This is a genomic window from Achromobacter sp., assembly GCF_032113835.1.
In the GTDB taxonomy this organism is placed as follows: domain Bacteria; phylum Pseudomonadota; class Gammaproteobacteria; order Burkholderiales; family Burkholderiaceae_B; genus Achromobacter.
Map to the genome: position 1 here is coordinate 1 of NZ_DAMCTG010000020.1, position 12,827 is coordinate 12,827.

Annotated in this window: 11 protein-coding genes and 1 tRNA gene; 4 read left to right on the top strand and 8 right to left on the bottom strand. The window is 67.1% G+C overall.

Annotated elements, in window-relative coordinates:
* Nucleotides 1–181: 181 nt before the first annotated feature.
* Nucleotides 182–2,506 (top strand): acyl-CoA dehydrogenase, encoded by a 2,325-nt coding sequence (locus tag RT697_RS09930; protein WP_313698506.1) that lies wholly within the window; start codon nucleotides 182–184, stop codon nucleotides 2,504–2,506.
* Here the strand turns inward: RT697_RS09930 and def are convergent.
* The 8 genes from def to glyQ are packed head-to-tail and all read right to left on the bottom strand — an operon-like array spanning nucleotide 2,503 to nucleotide 9,990.
* A complete protein-coding gene (gene def, locus RT697_RS09935) occupies nucleotides 2,503–3,036 on the bottom strand; it encodes a peptide deformylase (protein WP_152383492.1) in 534 nt (177 codons plus the stop codon). The two genes, RT697_RS09930 and def, sit on opposite strands and share 4 nt — an antisense overlap.
* Before the next feature lie 14 nt (nucleotides 3,037–3,050).
* Nucleotides 3,051–3,446 carry a lactoylglutathione lyase gene (gene gloA, locus RT697_RS09940; protein ID WP_063955180.1) on the bottom strand — a complete coding sequence of 132 codons (396 nt, stop codon included), beginning with the start codon at nucleotides 3,444–3,446 and terminating at the stop codon, nucleotides 3,051–3,053.
* A gap of 11 nt (nucleotides 3,447–3,457) precedes the next feature.
* Nucleotides 3,458–4,600, bottom strand: coding sequence for a 2-aminoethylphosphonate--pyruvate transaminase (locus tag RT697_RS09945; RefSeq protein ID WP_313698508.1), 1,143 nt, complete (start codon nucleotides 4,598–4,600; stop codon nucleotides 3,458–3,460).
* Nucleotides 4,601–4,646: 46 nt separating this feature from the next.
* A complete protein-coding gene (locus RT697_RS09950) occupies nucleotides 4,647–5,684 on the bottom strand; it encodes a YgjP-like metallopeptidase domain-containing protein (RefSeq protein ID WP_313698510.1) in 1,038 nt (345 codons plus the stop codon).
* Nucleotides 5,671–6,399, bottom strand: coding sequence for a lysophospholipid acyltransferase family protein (locus RT697_RS09955; RefSeq protein ID WP_105237448.1), 729 nt, complete (start codon nucleotides 6,397–6,399; stop codon nucleotides 5,671–5,673). The genes RT697_RS09950 and RT697_RS09955 overlap by 14 nt, the downstream gene beginning before the upstream one ends.
* Nucleotides 6,400–6,403: 4 nt before the next feature.
* The gene (gene gmhB, locus RT697_RS09960) at nucleotides 6,404–6,943 is read right to left on the bottom strand and encodes a D-glycero-beta-D-manno-heptose 1,7-bisphosphate 7-phosphatase (protein WP_313698511.1); all 540 of its coding nucleotides are present in this window, start codon (nucleotides 6,941–6,943) and stop codon (nucleotides 6,404–6,406) included.
* Entirely contained in the window at nucleotides 6,940–9,078 is a 2,139-nt protein-coding gene (gene glyS / locus RT697_RS09965) for a glycine--tRNA ligase subunit beta (RefSeq protein WP_313698513.1), read from the bottom strand. The genes gmhB and glyS overlap by 4 nt, the downstream gene beginning before the upstream one ends.
* Nucleotides 9,079–9,990 carry a glycine--tRNA ligase subunit alpha gene (gene glyQ, locus RT697_RS09970; protein WP_313698515.1) on the bottom strand — a complete coding sequence of 304 codons (912 nt, stop codon included), beginning with the start codon at nucleotides 9,988–9,990 and terminating at the stop codon, nucleotides 9,079–9,081.
* 268 nt (nucleotides 9,991–10,258) lie between these two features.
* Between glyQ and RT697_RS09975 the strand changes: the two genes are divergently transcribed.
* From RT697_RS09975 to RT697_RS09985, 3 genes are all read left to right on the top strand, one after another.
* A complete protein-coding gene (locus tag RT697_RS09975) occupies nucleotides 10,259–11,026 on the top strand; it encodes a crotonase/enoyl-CoA hydratase family protein (protein WP_056569111.1) in 768 nt (255 codons plus the stop codon).
* A gap of 77 nt (nucleotides 11,027–11,103) precedes the next feature.
* Nucleotides 11,104–12,627, top strand: coding sequence for a fumarate hydratase (locus RT697_RS09980; protein WP_105237456.1), 1,524 nt, complete (start codon nucleotides 11,104–11,106; stop codon nucleotides 12,625–12,627).
* 113 nt (nucleotides 12,628–12,740) lie between these two features.
* A tRNA-Trp gene (locus tag RT697_RS09985) sits at nucleotides 12,741–12,812 on the top strand.
* Nucleotides 12,813–12,827 lie beyond the last annotated feature (15 nt).

Below are 12,827 nucleotides of genomic sequence, written 5' to 3' on the forward strand. Positions count from 1 at the left end.
GCGGTAAGGAAGAAGCCAAGCCAGAGTTTGTTCAGCATGCGGACGTGCCCGGACAGCGGTTGATTGCGCATCTGCGCGGCGACGCTCATTGTCGCAGAGTCGGTAAGCCGCAGCTTGGCCGCGCGGCGCCAATTCTGGTACCTTGCCCCGATACGTCTTGTAGCGAACAACAGGGGGACCCATGGATTTCAACGCCTGGCGCCGGCGCCGCATTTCGGAACCCGCATACCGCTGGGCCCGCAATGCCATGCCGGCCATGTCGGCCACCGAACGCGAAGCCATCGAAGCCGGCGACAGCTGGTGGGACGCCGACCTGTTCACGGGCAACCCCGACTGGCGCAAGCTCCTGGCCGTGCCGCCCGCCACGCTGACGCCCGACGAGCAACGCTTCCTCGACGGCCCCGTGCGCGAACTCTGCGGCATGCTGGACGAATGGGACATCTCCTGGAACCGCCGCGACCTGCCGCCGCAGGTCTGGGAGTTCCTGAAGGCGCGGCGCTTCTTCGGCATGATCATTCCGCGGCGTCATGGCGGCCTGGGCTTTTCGCCTTATGCGCACTCCGAGGTGGTGCGCCGCATTTCCGCCTATTCCATCACCGCCGGCGTCACGGTCATGGTGCCGAATTCGCTGGGGCCGGGCGAGCTGCTGATGCAGTTCGGCACGCAGGCGCAACGCGATTACTGGCTGCCGCGGCTGGCCGATGGCCGTGAAGTCCCGTGCTTCGGCCTGACCAGTCCCGAAGCCGGATCGGACGCGGCTTCGATGGTCGACACCGGCATCGTGTGCCGCCAGGTCGTCGACGGCCGCGAGCTCATCGGCATCCGGCTCAATTGGCACAAGCGCTACATCACGCTGGGGCCGGTGGCCACGGTGCTGGGGCTGGCGTTCAAGATGTCCGACCCCGACGGCATCCTGGGCGGCGCCAAGGACATCGGCATCTCCGTGGCGCTGGTTCCCACGGATGCGCCCGGCGTCGAGATCGGCCGCCGCCACCTGCCTGCGATGCAGGTCTTTCAGAACGGCCCCAACTCGGGCCGTGACGTTTTCGTGCCGTTGGATGCGCTGATCGGCGGCGTGGAGCGCGCCGGGCAGGGCTGGCAGATGCTGATGAGCGCGCTGGCCGCCGGGCGCGGCATTTCGCTGCCGTCGCTGTCGGCCGCCGCAGCGGCGATGTGCGCGCACACCACCGGCATGTACGCGCGGGTGCGCGAACAGTTCGGCATTCCGATCGGCAAATTTGAGGGCGTGCAGGAGCGGCTGGCCAGCCTGGCCGGCAACGCGTATCTGGTCGAGGCCGCGCGCCGCCTGACCTGCGCCGCGCTCAACCAGGGCGTCAAGCCCGCGGTCGTGTCCGGCATCATGAAATACCACGCCACCGAGCGCATGCGCACGTCGGTGAACGACGCGATGGACGTGCATGCGGGCCGCGCCGTCATGGACGGGCCCAGCAATTACCTCGGCTCGCTGTATCGCGCCGTGCCCATCGCCATCACGGTCGAGGGCGCCAACATCCTCACGCGCAATCTGATCATCTTCGGGCAGGGCGCCATCCGCGCGCATCCCTACCTGATGCCTGAGATCCTGGCGCTGGGCAATCCGGACGAGGAACGCGGCATCGAGGTTTTTCACGATGTCTTTTGGCGCCACCTGCGCCACGCCGGCATGAACACGCTGCGCGCGATCGGCCGCGCCTGGACGGGCGGCATGCTGGCGCCCGCGCCGGCATCGGGGCCCGTGGCCGGCCATTACCGCCGGTTGAGCCGCTATTCGTCAGGCTTTGCGCTGCTGGCGGACGCCACGCTGGCCCAACTGGGCGGCGGTCTGAAGCGGCGCGAGATGATCTCCGCGCGGCTGGGCGACATTCTGTCCGAACTCTATCTGCTGTCCGCGGTGCTCAAGCGCTGGGAAGACGAAGGCCGCAAACACGACGACCTGCCGCTGGTGCATTGGTGCATGGCGCAGGGTTGCGCCACCATCGAGAAAAGCATGGACCAGGTGCTGCGCAACCTGCCGGTCAAGGCGCTGTCATGGGGCTTGCGCGCGGCCATCCTGCCGTTGCGGCTGGCCAAGGGGCCGGACGATGCGCTCACGCGCGAATGCGCCGAGCTGCTGCTCAAGCCGTCGCCCACGCACGTGCGCCTGGCGGCCGATCTGCAGCGCGAGCCCGGCGAGGACCCGCTGGGCCTGTTGACCCGCGCCTTTGCGCTGGCCGACTCGGTGCAGCCGATCCGCGACCGGCTGCGCCAGTCCAACGTGCGCGACTGGCGCGAGGCCCATCGGCGCGGCGCGATCACGGACGCGCAGGCGGCGCAGCTCGAAGCCGCCGAAGCGACGGTGCTGAAGGTATTGCAGGTGGATGATTTTGCGCCGGAGGCGCTGACGCCGCGGGGCGAAGGGGCGCCTGTCCGGGGGCAGGAGCAGGAGCTGCAGCCGGAACCGCCGCAGCAACCGCAACAGCAGGAGGACGAGCCCCCCGCTGCGGCAAAACCCGCCGAAACGCCCTAGTCGTCCTGGTTCGGGTCCATGCCCGGGAACAGGATTTCAGTGAAGCCGAACTTCGTGAAATCCTGGATCCGGGACGGATACAGTCGCCCGATCAGGTGGTCGCACTCGTGCTGGACGACGCGCGCGTGAAAACCCTCGGCTTCCCGTTCGATCAGCTGGCCGTACGGATCGCGGCCGCTGTAGCGGATGTGGCGGTAGCGCGGCACCAGGCCGCGCAGGCCTGGCACCGACAGGCAGCCTTCCCAGCCGTCTTCCATTTCGTCCGACAGCGGCGTGATGACCGGATTGCACAGGATCGTCTGCGGCACCGGCGGCGCGTCCGGATAGCGGTCGTTGCGATCGAAACCGAAGATCACCAGTTGCAGGTCCACGCCGATCTGCGGCGCGGCCAGGCCCACGCCCTGCGCGGCCGCCATGGTCTCGAACATGTCGTCGATCAGGGCGTGCAGTTCAGGGGTGTCGAAACGATCGACCGGCGGCGCCACGCGCAGCAGCCGCGGGTCGCCCATTTTCAGGATGGGATGGATCATGGCTGGCGTCCGGATCAGTCCTGGCGGTCTTTCTTCTGGATGAACTCGATCTTGTAGCCGTCGGGATCTTCCACGAAGGCGATGACCGTCTTGCCGTGCTTCATGGGGCCGGCTTCGCGGGTGACCTTGCCGCCGCGTTCCTTGACCTTGTCACAGGCTTCGTAGGCGTTGTCGACTTCCAGGGCGATGTGGCCATAGCCGTTGCCCAGGTCGTACTTGTCGGTGTCCCAGTTGTGGGTCAGTTCGATGACGGCGCCGTCAACCTCGTCCTGGTAGCCCACGAAGGCCAGCGTGAACTTGCCGTCCGGGTAGTCGTTGCGGCGCAAGAGGCGCATGCCCAGCACGTTGGTGTAGAAGTCGATGGACTTGTCGAGGTTGCCGACGCGCAGCATGGTGTGGAGCAGACGCATGGGAGATTTCCTTAAGCGATGAGGGGTTGGGGGAACAGCCGGGCATTGCCGGCGTGGTCCCGGGAGATTCCGATGTCGCGCAGCGCGGCGCCCATGGCGTCGACCGCCTGCCGCATCTGGCCGGCGCCAAAGGCGCCGATGCAGCCGACCCGGAACGTGGGTTCTTCGGTGTTGGTGAAGTTGCTGATCACATACCCGCGCTGCTTGAGCGCGTCCACGAAGAGCTGCAGGTGCCAGGTCGGGGCATCCGGCGCGCGGACGTTGACGACGATGGGGCCTTGCAGCTCGGGCGGCAGGTACGGGGTCAAGCCAAGATCGATCACGCCATCATAGAGCGTGCGCATGTTGGCGGTGTAACGCGCCAACCGGGCCTCGCGGCCTTCCTGGCGAAAAAGCTCCAGCGCCACGGCCAGCGCGGCAAGCGTGGGCGCGGCCGGCGTGAAACGGGGGCCGGCGTTGGGCGCCAGCGTGTGCTGGTAGATGTCCGCCAGGTCGAGCGACCAGCTTCCGGCGTTGCCGCGCGCGGCATCCAGGCTGTCGCGGCGCGCGACGACGAAGGCCGCGCCGGGCAGGCCTTCCAGGCATTTGTTGGCGGTCAGCACCACGGCATCGACTGCGGGCAGGGCGCGCAATTCAAGCGGCAGGGCGCCAAAGGCGGACACCGCGTCCACGATCACGCGGCGTCCCAGCGCATGGGCGATGCGCGCCAGATGCGGCACGTCGTGGCAGATGCCGCTGCCGGTTTCGCTGTAGACCAGCGCCAGGTGCGTGATCGTCGGGTCGCGTTCCAGCGCATCGGCAACCGCTTGCGGATCCACGCGCTCGGTCGTGCCCACCGCGAGCGGCACGGCGACGCGGCCAGCCTCGCCGGCCAGCTTCTGCAGTCGGGCCGCATAGGCGCCGGTGGACGGCGCCAGCACGCGGCCGCCGGGCGGCACGAAAGTGCGGATTGCGGCTTCGACGGCAAAATGGCCGCAGCCGGGCAGGGCGAGGGCCACGTGCTCGTCCGCGCCGGCCTGCGCGATGGCCAGCACGCCGTCGCAGACCTGCCGGTACAGGGTTCGGAAATCGTTGTCCCAGGGCGCGTAGTCCTGCGCGATGGCGGCCTTCACCCGCGCATCGGTCGTGACCGGGCCCGGAATCAGCAGCAGCATTTCGATTCTCCTTGGGATCGCTGAGACGCTGGTGTGCTTCGGCGCCTCAGAACTGAGGCAGCGAAGCGGGATCGTGACGCCGCAGGATGTTCTTGGCGTCTTCGAAGTCCGGCAGGATCTGGCCCACTTCACGCCAGAAGTCCTGACTGTGGTTCATCTCGCGCAAATGGGCAAGCTCGTGCGCGATGACGTAATCGATGATGGCCGGGGCGAAATGGATCAGGCGCCAGTTCAGCATGATGTTGCCGTCGCTGGTGCAGGAACCCCAGCGGGTCGCGGCCGACGACAGCCGCCAGCGGCTGATCTTCAGTCCGCTGATCTGCAGGAAGTGCGCCAGCCGGGTGCCGAACCAGGCGCCCGCGCGCTGTTGCAGCCAGGCTTGCGCCGCATCGCGGATGCGGCTCTGGTCGGCGTTGGACGGCAGCGCCAGCCAAAGCGTGTCGCCATCCTGCGGCGCATCAGCGTCGCCGGACAGATTGGCCTGGCGGCTGTCGCCACCCACCCCGATGAGGATGCGGCGGCCCAGATACGGGAGTTCGCCGCCCGCCTGCCAGCGGGTGTGGGCCATGGCCAGTTGCTGCTTGCGGGCATGCCATTCACGCAGCTTGGTCAGGATCCAGCGGGATTTTTCGCGCACCGCGTCGTCGATCTGCGTCAGCGTCACCCAGTTGGGCGCGGTGACGCGCAGGCCGTCGTCGGTGATGACGAAGCCGATGCTGCGCCGCCGTGAACGCAGCAGCACGAAGCCGATGGGTTGCTGTTCGGTGGGCACCTCGCGCCAGCGCGCGCCGGGCGGCAACGGGTCAGGGCAGGGCGTGGGCACGCGCGAGGCCGCGTTGGGCGACAGCGTCAGCAGCGGCTCGCCGGCGGCGGGCGCCTTGGCGGCGTCGGGAAACAGGTTGGCGGGCGTGACGGGCTGGGGGGTGTCGGGACGGTGAAGGTCGGGACTGTGAGTCTGGGGCCCGGCGGACGGCGCCCGCGGGGCGGCCGTCGGCGTCGGCACAGCGATCAGCGGCGACGCGCCCGCGGGCGCGTCGTCTTCCTGCGTACCGAACAGGAGTTCTAGCTGATCAGTGCTGGGCATACCTTTCAGGGTTGAGACGCCGCATTTCCCCTTCGATCCATGCTTGAACCTTCTGGTTCAGTTCTTCGGGGGTAAGACCCTTGGATTCTATCGCGGGACCGATCGACAGGGTGACCATGCCGGGATACTTGACGAAGGCGTTGCGGCGCCAGCATTCGCCGGCATTGTGCGCCACGGGAATGACCACGGCGCCGGTGCGCGACGCGAGCAGCGCGCCGCCCATCTTGAAGCGTCCGGCCTGACCGGGCGGCACGCGCGTGCCTTCGGGAAACAGCAGCGGCCAGCGGCCTTCGTTCAAACGGGTCTGGCCTTGTTTGACCACTTGTTCGAACGCGTCGCGGCCCTTGGCGCGGTCAATGGCGATCATGCGCAGGAGCGCCAGGCCCCAGCCGAAGAACGGCACCATGTGCAGCTCTTTCTTGTAGACGAAGCAGACCTCGCGCGGCATGTAGGCCGGGAAGAACAGGGTTTCCCAGGCAGACTGGTGCTTGGACAGCAGCACCGCCGGGCCGTCGGGCAGGTTTTCCCAACCCTTGACCTGCCAGCGGATGCCGCAGAAGACCTTGGCGCCCCAGATCGCCAGCCGAGGCCAGCCGACCGTCAGCTTGTAGCGCCAGTGCAGCGGCAGCGGCGCCCACAGGACGCAGGCGAAGGCGTACGGAATGACCGTGACGGCCAGGAACACGAAATACAGGAAGGAACGAAGGCGGGCCATCGGGTCACGCGTCCTGCAGCAGGGCGTCGGCCACGGCCGACAGATCATTGCAGACGCGCGTGTTGTCCGGCAGTCCACCCTTGGCCTGGGTCTTGGCGCCATTGCCCGTCAGCACCAGCCAGGGCGAGCACCCGGCGGCCGAAGACGCCTGCAGGTCGCGCAGCGAATCGCCCACCGCCGGCACGCCGGTCAGGTCGATGTCGTAGCGGTGTCCGATCTGCTCGAACATGCCGGGACGCGGCTTGCGGCAGCTGCAATCGTCGTCGGGGCCGTGCGGGCACATGAAGATCGCGTCGACGCTGCCGCCCACGGCGGCGAGCTCGCGCCGCATCTTGGTGTGGATGGCCGTCAGCGTGTCCATGTCGAACAGGCCGCGTGCGAGACCGGACTGATTGGTGGCAACCACCACTTTCCAGCCGGCCTGCGTGAGGCGCGCGATGGCCTGCAGGCTGCCCGGCAGCGCGATCCACTCGTCGGGCGTTTTGACGAAGGCGTCGCTGTCCTGATTGATGACGCCGTCGCGGTCGAGAATGATGAGCTTCACTGGGCGAGCCTGGAGATGTCGGCGACCTGGTTCATCAGGCCATGCAGCTGGGCCAGCAGGGCCAGCCGGTTGGCGCGCACGGCCGGGTCTTCGGCCATGACCATGACGTCCGCAAAGAACGCGTCGACCGGTTCGCGGGCCTGGGCCAGCGTGGACAGGCTGCCGGCGAAGTCACCGGCGGCAAGCTGCGCCTCGGCCTTGGGACGCAAGGCGGCCACGGCGGTGGCCAGGGCCTTTTCGGCCGGTTCCACCAGCGCGGCGTCGTTCACCGCGCCGATCTCGCCCTCGGCCTTCTTGAGCAGGTTGCCGATGCGCTTGTTGGCGGCGGCCAGGCTGGCGGCCTCGGGCAGCTGCGCGAACGCAGCGGCGGCGCGCACGCGCTCGGCCACCTGGTGCAGCGGCGGGGTCAGCGCGATCACGGCCTCGACGGCGTTGCGGTCGAAGTCGTTGATGAGCTGGTTGCGATAGCGCTCAAAAATGAAGGTGCGGACCTCGGCCAGCGTGTCGCCCGGAATCTTGCCCGCCGGGAACGTGCCGGCGGCCAGTTCCAGCAGGCTGTCCAGCGTCAGCGGACCGTCCTGGCTGATCTTCAGCCAGCCGCCCGCGGCCAGTTGTTCGAAGGCGCTGATCAGGCCCAGCGCGGCGCGGCGCAGGCCGAAGGGGTCGCGTTCGCCGGTGGGGGCCAGACCGATCGCCCAGATGCCGACCAGCGTTTCGACGCGTTCGGCGATGAACAGGGTGGCGGCGGTCAGGGTGTCCTGCGTGACCGGCGCGTCGTAGCGGTTGCGGTATTGCGTGCGCAGGGCTTCGACGACGCTGGCGGGTTCGCCGTCGCCGGCGGCGTAGTACGCGCCCATGATGCCTTGCAGCTCGGGGAATTCGCCGACCATGTTCGAACCGAGGTCGGCCTTGGCCAGCATGGCGGCGCGGTCGGCGGCGGACACGTCGCCGCCCAGTTCGCCGGCGATGCCGCGGGCGATGGCGCGCACGCGTTCCACGCGTTCGAGCTGGGTGCCCAGCTTGTTGTGGTAGACGATGGAGCCCAGTTGCTCGACACGCGCGGCCAGCGGCGTCTTGCGGTCGGTTTCAAAGAAGAACTGCGCGTCGGCCAGGCGCGGACGCACCACGCGCTGGTTGCCTTCGACGATGTTCACCGGGTTGTCCGTGCGCATGTTGCTCACGATCAGGAAGCGGTGCGTGAGACGGCCGGTGGCCGGGTCGAACAGCGGGAAGTATTTCTGGTTCAGCCGCATTGTCAGGATCAGGCATTCCTGCGGAACCTGCAGGAATTGCTCTTCGAACTGGCCCACGTAGACGGTGGGGTGTTCGACCAGCGCGGTCACTTCGTCCAGCAACGCGGCCACTTCGGGGTCATCGCCCAGCGTGGCGGACAGGCGGGTCGCCTCGTCCTGCAACTGGCGCTGGATTTCGTCGCGGCGCGCCTCGAACGACGCCACGACATGGCCCTTTTCCGCCAGTGCGGCAACGTACGCGTCGGCATCGGCGATGACAACGGCGCCTTCGCTCATGAAGCGGTGGCCGAGTGTTTCGCGGCCGGCGGCCAGACCCAGCGCCGAGACCGGCACCACGTCAGCGCCGAACAGCGCGATCAGGCCATGCGCCGGGCGCACGAACTTGACGGTGGAGATGCCGTCGGCCAATTGGTAGCGCATGACCTTGGGGATGGGCAGGCCGTCGATGGCGGCTTCGATGCCTTCCTGCAGGCCGGCGGCCAGTTGCGCACCCGCGGCCGTGCCGCGCGCCACCAGGTAGTCCTGCTTGCCGTCGGATTCACGGTCCAGCGTGGCGAGGTCGATGTTTTCAAGGCCCTTGGCGGCCAGCTTCTTTTGCAGTGCAGGCGTGGCCTTGCCGTCTTCGGTCAGGCCGATCTTCACGGGCATCAGCTTTTCGGCATAGGCCTGGTCGGGCGCCTGCGCCAGCACGGCGGACAGGTGGACGGCCAGGCGGCGCGGCGTCGAATACGGCGTGACGGCGCAGCCTTCGGCCAGCAGGCCATGGCGGTCCAGCGTGGCGCGCACGCCTTCGGCAAAGGCCTGGCCCAGTTTCTGCAGGGCCTTGGGCGGGAGTTCTTCGGTCAGCAGTTCGACCAGCAGCGGGCGGATGTTCGTCGTCATTTATGCAGCCTCCCCGGCGGCCTTGTCGCGGCCCAGCATGGGAAAGCCCAGTCGTTCGCGGGAATCGTAGTAGGCCTGCGCGACCGTGCGCGACAGGTTGCGGATGCGGCCGATGTAGGCGGCGCGTTCGGTCACGCTGATCGCGCCGCGCGCGTCCAGCATGTTGAAGGTGTGCGCGGCTTTCAGCGCGGCCTCGTAGGCCGGCAGCGCCAGCGGCACCTCCATCAGGCGCTTGGCTTCGGCTTCGTAGTCGTTGAAATGCGCAAACAGCATCTCGGCCGACGAGTGTTCGAAGTTGTAGGTGGATTGCTCGACTTCGTTCTGGTGGAACACGTCGCGGTACAGCACGCGGTTGCCGTTGGCGCCTTCGGTCCAGACCAGGTCGTACACGCTTTGCACGTCCTGCAGGTACATGGCCAGGCGTTCCAGGCCGTAGGTGATTTCACCGGTGGTGGGCGTGCAGTCCAGGCCGCCGACCTGCTGGAAGTACGTGAACTGCGTCACTTCCATGCCGTTCAGCCAGACTTCCCACCCCAGGCCCCAGGCGCCGAGCGTGGGGTTTTCCCAGTCGTCCTCGACGAAGCGGATGTCGTGCTGCGTGGGATCGATGCCCAGCGCCTTCAGCGAACCGATGTACAGATCCAGGATTTCCGGGGGCGCGGGCTTGAGCACGACCTGGTACTGGTAGTAGTGCTGCAGGCGATTGGGGTTTTCGCCATAGCGGCCATCCTTCGGGCGGCGCGAGGGCTGCACATAGGCGGCGCGCCAGGGTTCCGGGCCGATGGCGCGCAGGAACGTGGCCGTGTGCGAGGTGCCGGCGCCGACTTCCATGTCGTAGGGCTGCAGCAGGGCGCAACCCTGCTTGTCCCAGTATTCCTGGAGCGTAAGGATGATTTGCTGAAAGGTGAGCATAGGATTCTTGGAATTCGGCCGCCGGGCAAAAACTGCCCCGCGCGTGGGAAACCCGGCATTTTAACTGGCCCGCGCCTGAGCGGTGCCGGGCGGGGGCTTGCCGGTTACATCTGGCCCCGGAGCGCGTCCCCGAATGTGCCCCTGGTGGACACGCGCCGGCCTTTGCCTGCGCCCGTAAACCAATGGTCGTATGATTCCGGGTTGAGCCTGAGTCTTATATAAAACCCGGAACTCGATTCCGAGAATTTCGCGAAAAAGGAGCAGTCCCATGTCTGACCTGATCACGGTGGAAGTCACCGACGGCATCCAGATCATCACGATCAACCGTCCCGAGGCCAAGAACGCCATCAACCTGGAAACCGCCGTGGCCATGGCCGCCGCGCTGGACCAGCTGGACAGCCGTGACGACGTGCGCATCGGCATCCTGACGGGTGGCGGCGGCACGTTCTCGTCGGGCATGGATCTCAAGGCATTCGCCGCGTCCGGCCAGCGTCCCTACGTCGAAGGCCGCGGTTTTGCCGGCCTGAACGAACGCCCGCCCAAGAAGCCGCTGATCGCCGCGGTCGAGGGCTACGCCCTGGCCGGCGGTTGCGAAATGGCGCTGGCCTCCGACCTGATCGTGGCCGCCAGCAACGCCAAGTTCGGCCTGCCCGAAGTCAAGCGCGGCCTGGTGGCCGGCGCCGGCGGCCTGTTGCGCCTGCCGCGCCGCCTGCCGTACCACATCGCCATGGAAGTCATCCTGACCGGCGAAATGCTGAGCGCCGAACGCGCCCACGCCTTTGGCCTGGTCAACCGCCTGACCGAGCCGGGCGGCGCCCTGGCCGGCGCGCTGGAACTTGCCCGCGCCATTGTCGAAAACGGCCCGCTGGCCGTCCAGACCGCCAAGAGCATCGTCGCGCAAGGCGGCGACTGGGACCAGGAAGGCATGTTCGACCGCCAGCGCCCGCTGATCGCGCACATCTTCACGTCCGCTGACGCGAAGGAAGGCGCCACCGCCTTCGCCGAGAAGCGCAAGCCCGTGTGGCAAGGAAAATAGGGCGCCAAATAATCTCACCTCGCGGCCGCTCGCCGGCCGCGTTTTCACGTTTCCCCCCTCCAGACCTGCAAATCGCCATGTCCGTCATCATTAAAGAAGAAGACTTGATCCAGTCGATAGCCGATGGCATCCAGTTCATCAGCTATTACCACCCCGTCGATTACATCCGCCACCTGGCGCGCGCCTACGAGCGCGAGGAAAGCCCGGCCGCGCGCGACGCGATGGCGCAGATCCTGACCAACTCGCGCATGTGCGCCGAGGGCAAGCGTCCGCTGTGCCAGGACACCGGCATCGTCAACGTCTTCCTGAAGATCGGCATGAGCGTGCGCTTCGACACCAAGCGCACCCTGCAGGAGCTCTGTGACGAAGGCGTGCGCCGCGGCTATCTGAACCCGGACAATCCGCTGCGCGCCTCCGTGCTGGACGACCCGCTGTTTGCGCGCAAGAACACGCGCGACAACACGCCCTGTATCCTGCACGTCGAGCTTGTCCAGGGTGACAAGGTCGACGTGCAGATCGCCTCGAAGGGTGGTGGTTCCGAGAACAAGACCAAGTTCGCCATGCTGAACCCCAGCGATTCGCTGGTGGACTGGGTGCTCAAGACCGTCCCGTCGATGGGCGCCGGCTGGTGCCCACCCGGCATGCTGGGCATCGGCGTCGGCGGCACGGCTGAAAAGGCCATGCTGATGGCCAAGCAGTCGCTGATGGAAGACATCGACATGTACGAGCTGCTGGCCCGCGGCCCGCAGAACAAGCTGGAAGAGCTGCGCATCGAGCTCTACGAAAAGGTCAACGCGCTGGGCATCGGCGCCCAGGGCCTGGGCGGCCTGACGACCGTGCTGGACGTCAAGATCAGCACCTTCCCGACGCACGCGGCCTCCAAGCCCGTCGCCATGATCCCGAACTGTGCGGCCACGCGCCACGCGCACTTCGAGCTGGACGGCTCGGGCCCCGCGCGCCTGGATCCGCCGTCGTTGTCCGAATGGCCCGAAGTGCACTGGGCGCCGGACTACAACAAGTCCAAGCAGGTCGATCTGAACACGCTGACCAAGGAAGAAGTCGCCAGCTGGAAGCCGGGCCAGACCCTGCTGCTGTCGGGCAAGATGCTCACCGGCCGCGACGCCGCGCACAAGCGCATCCAGGACATGCTGGCCAAGGGCGAGCCGCTGCCCGTGGACTTCACCAACCGCGTCATCTATTACGTGGGTCCGGTGGATCCGGTGGGCGATGAAGTGGTCGGCCCCGCCGGCCCCACCACCGCCACGCGCATGGACAAGTTCACGGACATGATGCTGGAGAAGACGGGCCTGATCTCGATGATCGGCAAGTCCGAACGCGGCCCGGTCGCCATCGAAGCCATCAAGAAGCACGGCTCGGCCTACCTGATGGCCGTCGGCGGCGCTGCCTACCTGGTGTCCAAGGCCATTCGCGGCGCCAAGGTGCTGGGCTTTGCGGACCTGGGCATGGAAGCCATCTATGAGTTCGACGTGAAGGACATGCCGGTGACCGTGGCGGTCGACGCCCAGGGCACCTCGGTCCACACGACCGGCCCGAAGGAATGGCAGGCCAAGATCGGCAAGATCCCGGTTGCGGTTGCCTGAACGCATTGACTGCATGAAGTCTGAATTGGCCGCTGATGTCAGCGGCCAATTTTTTTTGATGGGTTTTTTTGACGGGCGCGCTGCGCAAGCGATGTATATACTCCGTCCGTCGTTCCGGGATAGTTCAGCGGCAGAACATTCGGCTCCAGTCCGGATAGGCGCTGGTTCGAATCCAGCTCCCGGATCCCTTTCCCTTTTCT